Below are 16,914 nucleotides of genomic sequence, written 5' to 3' on the forward strand. Positions count from 1 at the left end.
CCGCATCCGGGTCGGTCACATCCAGCTTGCCGCCGGTGCTCTGCAGCTTGTCCTCGGTCACAGTGCCTTGCGCGGCCCCGGCAATGGTCGCCAGATCATCGGTTCCCAACACATTCACAACCAGTTGGTGGGCAGTTCCATCGACACTGTGTACGGTGAAGGTTTCCCGCTCCGACTGACCTGCTACCAGCCCCTGAACCGACGGTGTGTTGTTGTCGAGAACGTAATTCCAGTGACCTGATGCATCGATTTGCAGGCGACCAAAGCTTCCGGTGAGCGAGGTTGCTTGAAAATGCGCCTCACCGGGATCCGGATCGATGATCGTCAATGCGCCGGACACCGTCAGAATCCGGTCTTCTGTTGTCGTTCCGATGTCCGTTCCGGCAATTTTGGCAGCGTCAGGCTGCGGCAGCACATTGAACGGGATCTGCGCCTGTACGGAATGGCCATTGGGTTGAACAACGGTCGCTGTCAAATGTCCGGACCCGAACCAATCGGTGGGCGGTGTCATGGTCAGGTTGACCAGATCGGTCCCGGGAGTGAGGATCCAAGTTCCACCGGGCCCTTGGTGGCCGTGGTTCATGGTCGTTCCAGGCGGCAAACCACCAATTGTCAACGACAGACCACCCGGTTTGTTATGGCCGTTCACCACCGAAATCAGAACCGGGACCGGTTCGCCCTCCTTGCCGCCGGGAATGAGGCCGGCAATCGCAGGCCCATTAGGTTGACCGCCGGTAACGATGTGGCTTGGCGTATGTCCCGACGTCGGGCTGCCTGTACCAGATGTAACAGGCGGGATCACTGCATGGCCAACGTTGTGACCGCTGCCTGTGCTCGGCAGAGCATGCGTAAATGCTGTTTGGCCAGAGCCCGACAGCCCTGAATGAACACGGGATACAGGCAACAACCCAGAAGATTGCAGCCACTCCGACCCGGCTTCAGCACCCGGGCGACCTGGTTCGGAATGCAAATCGGAAATATCTATACCCATGTGTCGCGCCAAGGCCGGCGCAGAAACCATCAACTGGCGATTGTCAGTGCTTCCGTCACCGGCCGGAACGTCGTCGGGGGAGGCATGAGAGCCTTCTGCAGGAACTTCCGGAAGCTCACTTGTATCCGTTGCGACCCAGGCAAAGACCTCTTCGGACATCTCGTCTCGAGGGTCCGAGGTGGACCGGGACGATTGGAGTTTGCTCGGGTTTTGATCGGACATCGTCTCTTTCCTCACCGTTCGGTCAATGCAAGGTCTAGATTGGTGTAGATGGGTTTCCAGACATATTGGAACACAGTCTTGGCGCCGGTTTTGATATCGGCCTCGCCTGTCATGCCCGCAATCAATGTCAGACCGTCTTCAGCATCTCGGAAATGGTCGCTGTCGAGATGCACCAGCACTTCATAAAAAGCTGTCCCATGCTCATCGACAGCAGTCGTCGGAGATACTTCTTCTACTGTGCCGGGGAGCGCGCCAAAACGACTGTAGTCGAAGCTATCGATTTTCAACCGAACGGGCTGTCCGATGGTAACGAACCCAACATCGCGCGGCGACAGGCGGCCGATGAAGCGATAGCCGCCGTCAATAGGAACGATAGTGACGACCATTCCGCCGGGATCAATCACGTCACCGATTGTGTCGTCCGGAATGGCTTGAATCATGCCAGAAATGGGCGAGCGGATTTCTGTCTCGGCAAGTCGGTTTTCCAATGCCCCGACTTCTGCATGAAGGGCGTTCTTCTGTGAATCCGCTTCAGCAATCCGGCTTCGGGCCTTGGCAAATTCATCGAGCTCTAGCTGTGTCAGCGTTGCCTGAAGTTCATCAACTTCAGCCTCAGCTATGGTGCGGCGTCCCGCGAGTTGGGCTAGTTCAAAGCGGTACTGTGCTTCCTGCTCGCGCAATTCAGCAAGCTTCGCCCGAGCGCTTAGGCCGCGATCCACCAGATCCTGTTGAACCCCGCGTTCTTCTTCCGCAACGGCGATCTGTTGGATGAGTTGAGGACGTTGTTCGTCGATGGCGACAATCTCGGCCTGTCTTTCCTGAATCTGCGTTCTTATCACCGATCTTTCGGCACGAATAAATGCGCGCGTTGCCGCAAGCGCGGCCCGCTCACGTTCCACAAGATCGTTGTAATCTTCAACATAGGGCGAAAAGTCGGGATCCCGTCCTTCTGCTAGTGCAAGGAGTCGTTCTGTCTCAAGAGACAGCCCCGCAATGCGCGCCTCGGCTGCCTGAAGCGCAGATTGGGCCTCGGTCTGGTCCAGAAGCGCCACGATTTCACCCGCTTCAACCACCTGACCGCGCGAAACGCGCAGCTCTGCCAACTGGCCGCCGTGCCTGCTTTCGACACGTTTTACCTGTTCGATGGGTTCGATCTCTCCGCGTGCCTTCGAGATTTCATCCACCGGTGTATAGACCATCCAGAGCACTAGGGCACCCAAACCGAGCAGGATGACGAACGCCGCCCGACGCATCCAAATGAAAGTCGACGTGTCGGTTAGCTCGAGTGGTTGATCACTGCGAAGTTTACTCATCGCTTTTCTCCGTGGGGGAGGCTTTCGCCTCCGTCTTTTCAGTTTGAACCGGCCCGCAATACACGACATTGCCTGCGTCCAGTACGATTGCGATGTCAGCACGCGCTGCGAGTTCGGTGTCGTGGGTTGCGAGGAAAATCGTGGCCTTGCCGCGCAAGTTGTCGATAAACTCTCCGACGTCTTCCGTGGCTCGCGCCCCCGTCGCGGCAAGTGGATCGTCAAGCACGAAGAAAGTGCTGTCACTTCCTGTCGCCGCAGCCCAAGCCGCGTTTTCCATGTCTATTTCCAGAGCAAAACCAGTGACGGGTTCGATGCCGCCTTGCTCAAGCCAAACGCTCTTGTCGCCGCCCAGGAAGGCACAGCGGGCCTCAATCTCGTCAGGATCGTATTGGGACATCAGACGCCCATTCAGCATCAGATGTCCAGATTGAGGTCTGAGATGACCGGCGATGAGTTGTAGCAAAGTAGACTTTCCAGACCCGTTTGGCCCCATCACCACAACGACGCTCCCAGCGGCGACATCGAAGGACACTCCCGATACGGCAGGAGGCTGTCCCGTCTCATGGCGATAAAACAATCCTTGCGCGGTCAGGGTTGGTGCCTCGGCCTCAAGAGCAACCTGCAAGTGAGACTCCTGACCAATCGTGGGTGCCTGAAGCTGCATCTCAAGAGAATGCCAGCCGCTTCGTATTGCCTTGAGGCGCGGAATTGCCAGAAAAAGGGACTGGGCCGGCCCGGTTATTCGCCAGGTCAACAGCATGGTGCCAATCAGGATACCCGGTGACAAATGTCCGTTCAAAGCCAGATCGATTCCCACGATCAAAGTAACAAGCGCAGTCCCGGCCCCGAGCGTCGTTGCAACGGCAGTTTGAGCACCGGTTCTCGTCATAGAGCGGTGTGTGTCGCGCGCACCGGAACGCAAGGTCGAGTCAAATCGCTGAAGCCATTTCTCTGCGAGGCCAGACCGCCGGATGGCACCGTTGGCGTCGACCAGCTCCCCGATCATCCGACTGCGTCGCTGTGATTGGCGAACGGCAAACGGATCCCTGTTACTGGCTTCCATGTTCATCAAGAGCCCGAAAACGAAGAAAAGTATCAGATAAATTGCAGGAATGATTGCCATTCCGCCCCCGACAATCACTAGCGCGGCAAACGTCAGTATGATGAAAGGTGCATCGTAGATCGCGGCAATGTTTGGAGATGCGAATAGGTCAGCGGCGCGTTCGCCCTGACGGACTTTCGCGAGGATCGCACTGCCAGAGCTGCGAGCTGAGTTCGATGTGGGCGATCTGAGTGCCTTTCCTGCCAAGAGCGTCGAAATGTGCCCCGACAGGGAAGCGTACTCAGACGCGGCAAGCCCAGACCTGACATGCCTGAGAAGCAGCATGGTCACCAAAACAATCGCGGCACCGGACAACAATGCAGGCAGGGAATGTGCAGCACCACCGCCGAGCACTCGATCATAGACTGCCATGGTGAAGAAAGGCACTGCCAGCGCGCACAGATTGATCGCTAAGGACTGCCAAGCAACATGGACAAACGCGGTTTGCGCCCGCGCTGCAATATTTGCGAAGGTAACCTTTGAAGCCTCCACTTCAGGGAGCATTCGCAGATACAGAAGCGGCCCAGTTGGTGGCCGACCCTGCGCAGGGCTTTTGCGTTCGGGCAGAGATACGATATCACCATCTTGTCTGATGGTTGCGATCCAAACTGCTCCGTCTCTTGCGATCAATGCGCCATCGTGACCGTCGCTCCAGGAAGGTGGTACGCCCTTGTGAATCGACGCATGGACACCCATCAGGTTGCTTGCTCGGGCCATATCGGAGAGGGAAGTTGAATTTCCGCCAAACGCGGCGTGAACAGCTTCATCGGAATGACGGCCATCGAGATGTTTGAGAACAGATTGAAGGAAACCGGCGGCATCAGGCATCATTCGCCCCCCTCAATCCAGCTTCTCGGAAGTTCGAGATGCGCCGTATCTTCCAAGCCAATACGAAGCTCTGCCGACGTGGTTTGCAACACGATCTTTACCTGCTCTGATCGAGACTTAAGGAACACCGCAAGTCGTTTAATTGCGTCCACATCCAGCGACGCTTCAGGCGCTTCAAGCACGACGATCCAAGGGGCACCCACAAACGCCTGAACAATCGCGGCGCGTTTGGTACCGCCATCGGGAAGTGGTCTGCCGGAGGGCGAAACCTCAGTGTCATAACCGTGAGGCAGCCGTGCAACGAGGCTGTCCAACCCCATCTCTCGAGACGCCGCTCGTGCTTCTGCTTCAAAGTCTCCATCCAGCCGGGAGAGATTGTCTATCAGGCTCCCTCTCAGTAACAACGGCCGGGCTGGCACAACCCGGAGTTTCTCAACAACTGTCGAGACACGTTGCAGGTTATTGACGATGGCTTTGACCTTGTCGGTGGCGGTCTGTCCCTCGGAATCCTCCAGCATCCAGATGCCTCCACCGGGAGAATTTAATATCTCTGTAGCCCCACTTTGCAAGTGATGTTTAGCCTGTCGATGTCCTTCCAGAACCGCTTTCGATCGGTCGGCAGCGACCGCTGCAGGTTGTCCGCGCAGCACGGTCGCGGCCACTCCGACAAGTTGGGATGCGGCCCGAGACCCCAAAAGCGTGCACGCAGCCAAGCCTCCCGTCGTCATTTGCCCTGCAAGCACTTCTCCGGCTCCCAGCCAGACTACCCCGACAGTCGATATCAACGCGCCACTTTGGAGAAAATCCATCTGTAAGCTGCTGATACCTTGAGTTTCACGGATTGCCTGTGATTGAAGCCCACGAGCATAAACAAGCCGGGAAAATGCTTTTCCAAGGCTGGTAAGTGTAGTTGTGTTCGAGGGAGAATTCGCAAGCGCTGAGACGCGCTCCTCATATTGGGCAACTGCACGCTGCTCCTGCTCCAAAGCCGAACGGTTCTTTTTGGCCACCATCAAAAACACCAACAAAGATACGCCTGCGACCAACAAAGGAGCGGCAACGACAATGCCTCCCAGGTACGCAATCAGTGCAAGAAAAACGATGGAGAACGGGGCATCGAAGCGTGCGAGCATCGTTTGGCCAACATTCACATCGCGAGCTTTTGCCGGGGCTGACGCCAAAAGTAACGCATCCTCCCTACTATGATGTCCCTGTACCAATTGTCGGGCTGTTTGCGACCAAAGCTTGTGTTCTTCTTCAGCCGACCATCGGGCGAAAATGCCCGATCTTACGTACCGAAGGATTCCCGATAGGAACAGCGCAACAACAACCGCCGAGAAAATGATGATCGCGGAACCGGCCGATTGATTAGGAAGAATCCGATCATAGACTTGAAGGAGAGCCAGAGGAAGTGCCAATGCCAATGCGTTGACACCTGTTGATAAGAGGCCGACAAAAATATGCGTCCCGACCCTAGTGCTGGGGTCGCGATAAGGACGGCTGCCTTGCTCTGTCGCGTCAGTGCCCATTTCTATTCCTTGCCTTCATGTAACGACCCAAAACTACTAAACATTTTTGTGTCTTCGGGTTTATTACCCATATTGCCCAAAATTGTCTTTCGAGTCGAGTCTCGAATCGCCTTCCTCGTCGGCCGAGGCTGGATAGGCATCGACCTCATCAAGGAAGATATAGCGTGCCGGGGTGGACCGCAGCCCAACCGCCGAGTTCGCGCCGGTCATGACCAGGATGCCGCCTGCGAATTCCTTCGACAGCATGGTGTTGCCCGCGTCGCGGGAGCGGGCCGGTTTGACCCGCTCCCGCAATTCGGGGCTCTCGTCGATCAGCGGATCGATCCGCTGGCGCGAGTTGCGTTTGGCCAGTTCCACCGTCGGCTGGACCGCGAGCATCGGTCCCGGCGCCTGGTGGATCGCAAAGCCGATCCAGTTGTTTCCGGCCTCAGTTGCTCCAACCTGAGCTGCTTTCATGAAGACAATCCGTTGTGTCGGATCGCCCGGGCTCAGCCGGTCCATAATTTCGCCCATGTAGGGCGTGCGCGCGGTGCGATACCGGCCCGGTTCGGCCGAGGCGCGGCCCGAGAGCATCCGGTGCCGGTCCGCCCATTCCGAAACCGTCAGATCGGGATCGGGTGTGAGGCCCGCGCCCCAGGCGCGCAAAATCTCTGCCGCGCCGTCGAACTCGAGGGCGTCATCACCGGAGAGCTAGGAGTAACCTTGCGCTCTGAATCTTCTCCATATGAGTCATGCCGGGCATCCGTAACGGAGACTTCAGGTTCGAAAACATGTAGGTCCGGATGAAAGCCGTCCGCGCTTATTTCTTCGGGATCGGTCGCAAATTTGGCGGACGTAGAGCTAGGCTCTACCTGCTCGACTTCCGGCAAATATTTAGTCTCAGAAAAATCGGAATCCACTAGTGGACTCAAATCCGGATGCTCTGTCGTATCCGTGGAGCCCGCCGGCTTTCGTCGCAGCTTCGCTAAAAAACTCTTCATAATTTGGCCGATTTTACAAAAGGCAAAGCGCAGAGCGTATTCACCAATTTCATCTGCTCGACAGTATTGCACTTCGCCTCACGCAATCGCGGGGCGCCAAATACCAATGCGAGGCCTTTGGCGCGTGAGACCGCGACATTGATGCGGTTCAGAGAAAACAAAAACTCCATGCCTCGTGGTGTCTCATCTGCCGACGACGCGGTCATTGACACAAGACAAATGGGGGCCTCCTGCCCCTGAAACTTGTCAACGGTGCCAACACGAATGGCCTCTGGCAGCGCATCACGAAGCGCGTTGACCTGGGCATTGTACGGCGCCACCACAATGATGTCGGCATCCCGGAGCGGCCGTGTGGTTCCGTCCTTCTCCGTCCAGGTCCCCTTGAGAAGGTCAGCCACGGTGGCGTTGATTGCCTGAACTTCCTCTAGTGCGATCTGTGCGTTGGATTGATGCTCCACCGGCACCCAATAGGCGCCAGCAGATGGAAGTGACGGGCTATCGACAGCCTGGGTTTCTGTATCTGGATGGCTCGACAGCCTGCCCTCATAGATTTGCTCCGAGATAAACTCGCACACTGCTGGATGCATCCGGCGCGTCGTCGCGAGGAAAATACCCCGATCGGCGGGAACAGTCGCGTGCTCGCCGAGCATCCACTGTAGGCAAGACAAATTCGCAGGCTCCGGATGTGCACCCTGTATTACCTGGGGTAATTGCTGCGGATCGCCCACGAGGACAATGTTGCGCGCAGAACGACCCATCGCGGCCATATTGGCCAGGCCCACCTGCCCTGCTTCATCGACAAAGAGCCAATCGAAAGCTTGAATGTTTTCATCTCGCGCGAAGAAGAAAGCGGTCCCTCCAACAACGTCACCGCCTGCGGCAGCCTCGTCATTGGACTTTGTGCGCCGAACCGCGCAACCATCCGGATAGCCGTCGTTGTCGCTGGAAACTTTGTGCACCAAGTCAGGCATATCTGTTTGAACCCCCTCCTCCACCGCCGAAACGCAGCCCATCAGCACATTGCGAATGGCTTCATGGCTGTTTGACGCCACACCAACGCGATAGCCTTTGCGCACCAATGACAGGATTGCGCGGGCGCTCACATAGGTCTTGCCCGTACCGGGCGGCCCTTGGATTGGCAGGACCGTTCGGTCCATATCATTCACAACTGATATTGTTGCCTCGACCGGGTCTCCCCCGCCAACAAGATCAGGGGGGCGGCCGCTTCGAAGTCGAGGATGGCTACGCGACAGAAGATCGTCCACCCCACTATATACTCGCCCACCGCATTGATCCGCGATCACATCTTGCAACGCCGAAGCGATGACATCGGTTCGCAGAGGCCAGTCCGGATGTAGCGATAGATGATCAGTCAGCAGATCAGCTTTGCCTGGGCCAACCTTGATTTTGATTGTTCGCGCGCTGCGATCCATGGCCTCAATGCCAACAGTCACAGGAGGCGTATCTAAGGCCGGCACGGTGGCTTTTTTCCCTCGACGCAATTTGGTTTCTTGCTGTGGAAAGCTGTATTCACGTGCGAATGAGCGCTTGATCGGCTCAACCGCTCCAACCGCCACAAGACCACCCAGAGCATCCAGGTCGTCAATCAGGTCATCTTCGTCCTTTGACGCACTTTCAAAGACGGCCCATTGAGCCGGTTTGACCTCGCGTTTGTGGAAACTTCCCAGGTCAAACAACATCGACTGCCGGTCTTCGGGTAAACCGCTTTCTGTAAGCTGTGCGCGCAATGCAAGCGCCTCGGCGTCTTCTTCATCCTCTTGCTCCTGCGCATCCGCAACCAACGCAGGCCAGGGACCAGCAGGACGAATACGCGCAAGCCAATGTCGCAACTCTTCGGTCGAAATGCAGTCGATGCGATTGTAGTCTTCGATCTCGTCGAGAATTTGCTGCTCCTGCGTTTCACGCCACTGCTCGTAGGCAACCACCGAGCCGCCGGCAGTCGTGACCTCGCCGTCGCGCTTTCGGTCATAAAATGCTTCCATCGACTTGATGGAATAGTTGCGCTCCGACCCAATCAGCCCACCGCGAACGACAGCAAACAGGTCAACGAACCGGCGCTCTCTCAAAAGGCGGTCCAAGAAGGCTTCGCCAATCCCGTATTTGGATGTCAGCCGCTTGAGCGCGGTGATTTCATACGGCGCGTAATGATAAATGCGCGCGGTCGGGTATTCTTCAATCCGGGCGCGAAAGAAGTCCAACAAGTCCGAAAGTGCCTGAGCTTCTTCCTTATGATCATGGGCCCAAAACGCCTTGAACGCGCCATCAAACCAAAGCCCATGCAAATATTCGAGCCCCCCCTCGTAATGCGGGTCACCTTCAATGTCATAAAACAGATCGCCAGCCTGCGGCTCCGGAAGAAGGTCAAACCCTTTGCCAGGCTCAGGCGCCCGCAGTTCGAAATCTGGCTCACCGGTTTTGCGTGCCTGTTGCAAGCGAGCCTGCGTGATCAAACGAACCCGTGTGTTTTCCGCCATTCCCCGAACAGGGTGATCGAGCTTCGAAAGGTCTTCCAAGGTTTTGACGCCTGCGGCTTCAAGCTTCTTTACCTGACCACGACTGATATTGGCGACATTGAACAAACTGTCTTCGGCCTGCCAAATACTCTCGCAATGATCAGCCCATCGACAGAGGCCACAGCTGGCGCAGGGCATGGGGCGCGCCGGTTCAGGATTGGCCACAAAAGATTCCAGCCGTTCCCGTGCCATACGGGCATAGGCAGCGTAATCCGCCAGCCGCAGCGTCGCGCGCTCGCCATTGCCCAATTCAACATGTGCATATTCAGGTGCTACGCCTTGGATCTCAGCCAAGAGATCAGAATACAAAACCAGCTGCAGAACATGGCTTGGATGCGGCTTACGTTTCAATTTCGTGTCGGCGACCTCGTAGCTGAAGTCACCTAGGTCCGACGGAGTCTCGATACGTTCTAGAAAGTCGGACCAACCACCCCAGTTTCCGGACAAAAATGCCCCCTGGAAAATGACGTCGGCCCCTTGAGCCAGAACCTCACGGGTGCGTTTCGCATCATCAAACAATTCAGTGCGTTCGATTTCCACAACGCTTAACCCTTGCGCCTTCAGCTTATCTAAATGCACCAGCTCATGCGCATCACCCTGTTGCTGAAGTAATCGGGCATCGTCTGTGTCCGCCCGGGGTTCGGGGCCGGCACCATTCATGCGGGCGATGTCCAGCGCCGTGGAATGCGCGCAACCCAAAAACTTCATCAGATCTGAAGCTGACAGCAAGGTTATTCCATGGGTCTTACGCATGATTTCTCCCGAAACGCGACTAAATCTGAGATTGAAACCGATCGTGCCAAAGGATTTTGGCAAACGCATTCGAATCCGTCTCTTGGTTAGAGGCTACGAGTAAAAATGCAGAAACACCATTGGGCGTCACCGCTTTAAAATCTCACGAATTTAATGACTTAAACACGTTTCTATTTCGTTCTCGCCAGGTTTTGACACCCTGAAAACACCGATTTCGTCAAAGGGGAGAGAGCAAAGATACTTTCAGTTTCGGATCACTTGTGAGCCCAGCACGTCGCTTAGGCAATCTGAGGGCGCACCGCCAAAAGTTGTGGCTTCGGCCACTGACATTCAATTGCTGATGAGACGAGGCAGTTCGGCATATCCGCTTAACTGCGCGCCATGTGCCACCTTGGCTGGCTCCTTTCGGCTAAACTGAATCCGGATCTGGATAAAACCTGTGATCGCCGGCGCATCAATACATTTCAGTGGCTAGATTTTTGCCGGCCGATCGACCAACGTCGAACCATGAGCACAAACCAATCCTTTCGTCAGCTGGAAACCTTCATCCGCGACCAGATGCGGATGTCACATATATACCAGCCGGTCATGTTACAGGTTTTGCTCGAAAAGGGCGGAGCTGCTTCGACAGAAGACGTTGCCAAAGCACTCTTGAGTTATGACCGCTCACAGGTCGAATACTACGAAATCCGCACCAAGAATATGGTAGGAAAGGTTCTCACGCAAAATGGCGTGATTGAGCCGATCAAGGACGGGCGTCGCATTGTTGGGTACAAGCTTTCGGTCGGCGATCTATCCGCACAGGAAATTGCAAGACTTCGTGACCTCTGCCAGCAACGCCTTGCGGCCTATATCGATCAGCACGGCGATGGCATCTGGGGCCATCGCGGCATTGCGGATGGCTATGTTCCGGGCTCGGTTAGATATGAGGTCCTAAAGCGCGCAAAACATCGCTGTGAGCTTTGCGGGGCTCATGAAGCCCAGGCTGCCCTGCATGTCGATCATATCATACCACGCGCGAAGGGCGGCAGTGATGAGTTGAGCAACTTTCAGGCCCTCTGCATCACATGCAACACAAACAAGCGAGACAGGGACGATACCGATTTTCGAGGCATCTTAGACTCCTACACCCTCCGAGAAGATGGGTGCCTGTTTTGCGAAATCGATACCGATCGCATCATCGCAGAGAACGAGCTTTGCTACGCGATCAGAGATGGGTTTCCTGTCACACCGATGCATACTTTGGTTATTCCCAAGCGTCACGTGGCTGACTATTTCGATCTCTATCAGCCCGAGCTAAACGCGATCCAGGCAATGCTCTCGGAACAACGCACACTCCTCATGCAGGCCGACCCTCAGATCACCGGCTTCAACGTCGGGATCAACTCTGGGGCGGAAGCTGGTCAGACCATTTTTCATGTTCACGTGCACCTCATTCCGCGGCGCAAGGGAGATATCGCGGATCCCCGCGGCGGGGTGCGCGGCGTTATTCCAGAAAAACAGAAGTACTAAAATGGACCGCGACCAGTTCACCCAAAAGTTTCCCTTCGCAGATTGGCCAAACCCAAATGTCCCCGCCGTCGCTGCGGGCGTCTACGCGATTTGGAAAGATGATGAACTGATTTACTGCGGCATGTCCGGGCGCGAAATTGAAAGAAAAGCCAAGGCGTCACCCAAGAAATACGGACTAATTACCCGGCTTAACAGCCATGCCAGCGGCAGGCTTTCTGGCGACCAATTCTGCGTTTACGTGGCAAATCGATTTGTAATCCCATCTCTCAAAGCAGAAGAATTGCCCCTATTTGCAAGCGGCAAACTCACGCTTGATGCCCGCACTAAGACGTTCATCCATGATCATTTGGATTACACCTACGCATTGGTCGAAACCTCGACCGGAGCTTATGAACTGGAGCGTGCTGCCCGTCGCGGAGAGGTGTTCGGCGTTCAACCGTATCTCAACCCGCTCTGACTCATAGTCTTCTCTGCACACCGTGCGTCCAGATCGGCCACGAATCTCCTGTGTTGGGCGTGCCATCCGGCATCAAAACCGTGCCAACACAAAGAGTGTTACGGTCAAATTTCGACGGTTTCCACCGCTATGGTCAAAATGGAATCTATAAATTTCAATGCCTTAACCTCGTTCTTATTTCGTTCGCGACTCTTTTTGACACCCCAGGTGCCTAATTAACAACTCGTAAAGACGGCGGGACTGTGTCTGCACACATCACCCGACCTGCTGCCCTGAGGAAGAAAGGTTTTGAAAATGAACGATCTGACAATCCATGCGCGTGCAGCGCGCTTTCTACGGTTTGCCGCGATTGGCTGCGCAATTCTGGCAGCCGTCAGTACAACAATTGGTCTGCATGCCTCAGACCCCGCCGCCGGATGGTTCATTCCCGTTCTAACCGGTGTGGTCATCGCCTTTGCTCTGGGCGTGCTCTGGCATGTCCTGATTGAAGCTGCGGAGCGTGTTCGCAGTTCTTTGGGCATCACCGTCATCGTGATTATTGGGGCCTTGGGGGTGGGTTTTGCCCTGATGTCATCTGCCTCAAACATCGCGGCCGCCATGGCCGGCAAGGCGTCGGTTTCCGCGGAGCTGACAGATCGGGTGGATGCCTATTCCAAAGCTCTGTCCAAATCAGCCGTTGCAGCCAAAAGTTTCCAACCGCTTGTCGACATCACCTCGGCAGCCGGAGCGACCATGGAAGGTAAGGCCAACCTGGAAGCCAGCGGCCTGAATGGCACCGGCACAGGCTGTGGTCAGCGATGCGAAACCTATAAAGGTGCGGCGGCAAGTTTCCAGACAACCAGCGGGCAACTGCAGGCCCTCTCTGCAGAGGTGGAAGCTCTGCGCCTTCAAGGGCTGGGCTACGTCGGCGATCTGCGCACGGCTGCTTCTTCGTCCGATCAGGCCGCCTTTGGCCGCGCGGCCCAGAACCTCTCGGCCGTGATTGATCAGCTCAACGCAGTGGATCACATGCCCCTGGTGGCGGCCACCGGCATGGTCACCGTGACCAATCTGTCATCGGAATTGACGCCAGAAACATCCAGCCTGCAAACCAAGGCCAAGGACATCGCCGGTGAACGTGTCACTGTGGAAGCGCCGGTCTTCGTGCCCTTCTCTGTTGGCGAGGCAACACGCGCGCAGATGTTCGGCGCCGCGCTGCAAGCCTGGATTGCGGCAGCCGCCATCGATGCGCTGCCCTTTGTCTTCATGCTCCTGGTGTTGCTCACCGCGCGCGAACCCCTGCTGCGCGACGTGCCAAGCCAGTCCACCAAGGAACGGACACCGGAGGCAGAGCGCGTGGCCAAAATCCGGTCTGATGAAGACCACATCGCACAACGACCTTATCTGGCAGCTGGTGAGTGAGTGGGCTGCCAGATAAAGGGGCGGCACCATTAGCGCCGCCCCACCCTTCCCTTGCTCTGGAGATCTGACACTATGTTTGCAGCACGTGCAAAACACCTTCTGGCCATGGCGGCCTTATTGGCTGCTTATATGTCCGCGATGGCGGCCCAATCGGAAAACGCCTGGACCGGACAGGTCAGCGTGATTGATGGCGACACACTGGGCATGGGAAAGCAGAGGTTTCGGCTGCACGGCATTGATGCGCCGGAAAGCGGGCAAACTTGCAAACATCCCGAGCGGGGCACATGGCGCTGCGGGCAACAAGCTGCGCTAGCACTCGCCGACAAGATCGGCCGGGCGCATGTGACGTGCCGAGAGACCGACAAGGATCGCTACGGGCGCATTGTCGCGATCTGCGCCTTGGGCGCGCAAGATCTGAACAAGTGGATGGTGCGCTCGGGATGGGCCGTCGCGTATCTTAAATATTCCCGTGACTACGCCGCAGATGAAGCCGCCGCGAAACAAGCTGGCATGGGCATTTGGAGCGGCGACTTTGTGTCGCCAAGTGCATGGCGCCGCGGAGAGCGGCTGGACGCCAGCACCAATGCGGAAGCCTCAGGCGATTGCCGCATCAAGGGCAATATCAACTCAAAGGGCAAGCGCATCTATCACCTGCCCGGCATGCGTTGGTACGCCAATACCCGCATAAATGAGGCCCAAGGCGAACGCTGGTTTTGCACCGAAAACGAAGCGCGGCGTGCCGGCTGGACAAAGTCGAACTCATGACACGCGCCCCAGAACCCCCTGCGCATGGAGGATCCCCCATGAAACTTTCCGTCCTTGCCTTGGCATTTATGGCGCCTTCGGTCGTGGCTGCGGAGATCACTGTATTGCCCGCCCCGCAACCGACTGTGAACGCCTTTGTGGTCAATGAACTCAACTGCCAAAAGGCGCCTGATGCATTTACGGCGGTGCTGGCGCTGGCAGCAAATGGCGTCATTCATCTACCATCTGAATTGCCACCTACCCCGTTTCATTGCTTTGAGACACTGGTCCCTTGGTCGATCGATGGTCTGCAGGTCCAACGGATTTGTGCTAGCTGGACGTCCGACAATGGGCGCACCGACGGGCCAACAAAACTTTGGCCCGCAAATCTATCACACAACCGCACGCAGTTGAGTTTGGAGCTGATCCAAACCCAAGGCCACGTGGCCGCTTGGGCGCAGTCAAAAGGCATTGCCACAGCACAGATCACAGCGTCACCGGGTGGAGGTTCAAGACTGACATGTCATGCCCCTGCCCTCCGCTTAGGCCGCTCAAACGGCTGACACATTCACACAAAAACTCTCAACAAGGAGACCACTATGGAAGTCATGATACTACTCTGGATCGTTTGCGCGGGCCTCAGCTACATGGTCGCACGCGACCGTGCACCCTCCAAGGCAGGCCTTGCAGCAGCCCTTGGGTTCTTGCTCGGCCCGATCGGCGTTCTGATCTCGTTTTTCCTCAAAGAACCAGCAGAGCGTTAAAGCTCTGGACAAACAGGACACCCGCGGCAATCCTGCGGGTGTCGATTCCTGTCACGGTATTCACATGTCCTTTGCAAAAGCCCAAGATCTCTTGCGCCTCGCGCTGATGGCCTCGTCCCGACATTTCGGGGTGAGCCTGGAAGATATTCGCGCGGAGTTTTCGGTGTCCCACAGAACAGCACAGCGCATGACCGATGCGCTTGAGCTGACATTTGCAAATGTGACCAAACAGACCGGTTCAGACCGTCGCTCCTACTGGAAGGTTGACGATCCAACCATTGCCCAACTTCAGCCCCATCAAGAAACCGCGGTTGAGGCCTTGGAGATCGCCAGTCGCCGCGCCAAGGAAGAAGGCCGCTTGCGCCATGCCCAGGCTTTGGAAGATACGCGCAACGGTCTGATGCTGCGTCTCTCTGCACGCGACGCCAAGCGCGCGGAGACAGACGCGGAAGCCGTCCTGGAAGCCTTGGGGCAAGTGACCCGCCCGGGACCACGGGTGCCGCTGAATCAAGCGGTGGCCGATGCTGTCACGGAGGGGCTCCGAGGACCCTTTCGTTTGGAAATCGTCTATAGCGGCCGCTCGGATCAACCCCGCCTCATCGAGCCTTACGGATTGCTTCTTGGACCGCGCAGCTATCTCGTGGCCAAGCAGCCCGATCGTGGTGCAGAGTTGCTGAACTTCAGAATGGACCGCATTCAATCCGCTAAATGTCTGGATGAGTGGTTTGTTCTCGAAGACGGGTTTTCGATTGAAAATTACGCCGCCCAAGCATTCGGAGCCTACCATGACCCTGATCAACTCAAAGAGGTGGTCTGGCGGTTCAAACCGGAGGCTGCCGAGCGTGCATCGGAGTTTCAGTTTCATCCAAAGCAGACGTTACAGTACCAGGCAGATGGCAGCCTGATTGTTCGCTTCACCGCCGCCGGATGGCTTGAGATGTCCTGGTTCCTGTATGAATGGGGCGATGCCGTTGAGGTCCTGGAGCCGATCGAACTAAAAGAGTTTGTCGAAGGCCACCAACGGTCCGACTTTCCGTCATTGCCCTGATACGCGTACCAACTCGGAGAACCTTGGATGAAAGCGACAATCACACATGCAAACCTGAAGGAGCGGCAGCGGTCCATCAGGGATGGTTTCCCAGAGACCATGGCCTTGCGCGTGCACCGGGCTATCAGCTGGATTGCGCGTGCCGAGCAATGTGACGATGCCGACGGCGGGTTTATCTTCTATTGGATTGCATTTAACGCCGCTTATGCCAAAGAGGCCGATTTCCAGGAAATCCCTGCTGGTGAGCGCACGACGTTCAACAACTACTTTGAGCGCCTTGTCGAGCTTGATACTGACAACCGCATTTACAACGCGATCTGGACAGGATTTGCAGGCCCCATTCGCATGCTGATGCAGAACAAGCATGTCTTCAATCCGTTTTGGCTGCATCAAAACGGTATGCCGGGAAATGACGATTGGGAGGAGCGTTTTGTATCCTCGGCGCGCGTGTTTGCTCACGCTGTTCAATCTCGCGACACCGTAAAAATTCTCGGATTGGTATTTGACCGGCTTTATGTCCTGCGCAACCAGCTCGTTCATGGTGGCGCAACCTGGAACAGCGGTGTGAATCGCGGTCAGGTTCAAGATGGTGCCGCCATACTCGCGTTCCTCATGCCTGTCTTTGTCGACATCATGATGGACAATCCAGGCGAGGATTGGGGGCAGCCGTTTTATCCGGTGGTGGGGTGATGTGGCTGAAACGACCACACTCAACAACTAAATCAAATGAGCAAAA

The 16,914-nt window shown here is 56.4% G+C and carries 13 protein-coding genes and 1 pseudogene; 8 read left to right on the top strand and 6 right to left on the bottom strand.

The genetic code is table 11. The features are described 5' to 3' along the window. The 6 genes and pseudogenes from FAP39_RS16285 to FAP39_RS16310 form a co-directional block, all read right to left on the bottom strand. Positions 1-1,213: VCBS domain-containing protein (locus FAP39_RS16285; protein ID WP_212743436.1), on the bottom strand; the 1,213-nt coding region annotated here is incomplete at its 3' end. An 11-nt stretch (positions 1,214-1,224) separates the two neighbouring features. Beyond that, on the bottom strand, positions 1,225-2,526 hold the full coding sequence (locus FAP39_RS16290; RefSeq protein ID WP_171006897.1) for an HlyD family type I secretion periplasmic adaptor subunit: 1,302 nt from the start codon (positions 2,524-2,526) through the stop codon (positions 1,225-1,227). Next, the gene (locus FAP39_RS16295) at positions 2,519-4,459 is read right to left on the bottom strand and encodes an ATP-binding cassette domain-containing protein (protein ID WP_138017446.1); all 1,941 of its coding nucleotides are present in this window, start codon (positions 4,457-4,459) and stop codon (positions 2,519-2,521) included. The genes FAP39_RS16290 and FAP39_RS16295 overlap by 8 nt, the downstream gene beginning before the upstream one ends. Continuing rightward, on the bottom strand, positions 4,456-5,880 hold the full coding sequence (locus FAP39_RS16300) for an ATP-binding cassette domain-containing protein (protein WP_171006898.1): 1,425 nt from the start codon (positions 5,878-5,880) through the stop codon (positions 4,456-4,458). The genes FAP39_RS16295 and FAP39_RS16300 overlap by 4 nt, the downstream gene beginning before the upstream one ends. Before the next feature lie 210 nt (positions 5,881-6,090). Then, positions 6,091-6,633: pseudogene (locus FAP39_RS16305) on the bottom strand (phage terminase large subunit family protein); the annotation flags it as partial. A gap of 328 nt (positions 6,634-6,961) precedes the next feature. Further along, positions 6,962-10,252: a TM0106 family RecB-like putative nuclease gene (locus tag FAP39_RS16310; RefSeq protein WP_171006899.1), complete on the bottom strand. Its 3,291-nt coding sequence runs from the start codon at positions 10,250-10,252 to the stop codon at positions 6,962-6,964. Positions 10,253-10,759: 507 nt separating this feature from the next. Between FAP39_RS16310 and FAP39_RS16315 the strand changes: the two genes are divergently transcribed. From FAP39_RS16315 to FAP39_RS16345, 8 genes are all read left to right on the top strand, one after another. After that, positions 10,760-11,764, top strand: coding sequence for an HIT family protein (locus tag FAP39_RS16315; RefSeq protein WP_212743437.1), 1,005 nt, complete (start codon positions 10,760-10,762; stop codon positions 11,762-11,764). Between the two features lies 1 nt (position 11,765). Continuing rightward, positions 11,766-12,221 (top strand): hypothetical protein, encoded by a 456-nt coding sequence (locus tag FAP39_RS16320; RefSeq protein WP_138017448.1) that lies wholly within the window; start codon positions 11,766-11,768, stop codon positions 12,219-12,221. Positions 12,222-12,515: 294 nt separating this feature from the next. After that, complete coding sequence (locus tag FAP39_RS16325; protein ID WP_138017449.1) at positions 12,516-13,622, top strand: hypothetical protein; 1,107 nt, start codon at positions 12,516-12,518, stop codon at positions 13,620-13,622. A 72-nt stretch (positions 13,623-13,694) separates the two neighbouring features. Continuing rightward, the gene (locus FAP39_RS16330; RefSeq protein ID WP_138017450.1) at positions 13,695-14,387 is read left to right on the top strand and encodes a thermonuclease family protein; all 693 of its coding nucleotides are present in this window, start codon (positions 13,695-13,697) and stop codon (positions 14,385-14,387) included. Between the two features lie 38 nt (positions 14,388-14,425). Continuing rightward, positions 14,426-14,929 (top strand): hypothetical protein, encoded by a 504-nt coding sequence (locus FAP39_RS16335; RefSeq protein ID WP_138017451.1) that lies wholly within the window; start codon positions 14,426-14,428, stop codon positions 14,927-14,929. 36 nt (positions 14,930-14,965) lie between these two features. Next, positions 14,966-15,130, top strand: a complete 165-nt coding sequence (locus FAP39_RS17605) for a hypothetical protein (RefSeq protein WP_171006900.1) — start codon at positions 14,966-14,968, stop codon at positions 15,128-15,130. Positions 15,131-15,194: 64 nt separating this feature from the next. Further along, positions 15,195-16,178 carry a helix-turn-helix transcriptional regulator gene (locus FAP39_RS16340; protein ID WP_138017452.1) on the top strand — a complete coding sequence of 328 codons (984 nt, stop codon included), beginning with the start codon at positions 15,195-15,197 and terminating at the stop codon, positions 16,176-16,178. A gap of 27 nt (positions 16,179-16,205) precedes the next feature. Next, the gene (locus FAP39_RS16345; RefSeq protein WP_138017453.1) at positions 16,206-16,868 is read left to right on the top strand and encodes a HEPN domain-containing protein; all 663 of its coding nucleotides are present in this window, start codon (positions 16,206-16,208) and stop codon (positions 16,866-16,868) included. The last annotated feature ends 46 nt before the right edge of the window (positions 16,869-16,914 follow it).

Origin of the sequence: Shimia litoralis, from assembly GCF_005518135.1 — a bacterium.
Lineage (GTDB): Bacteria > Pseudomonadota > Alphaproteobacteria > Rhodobacterales > Rhodobacteraceae > Shimia_E > Shimia_E litoralis.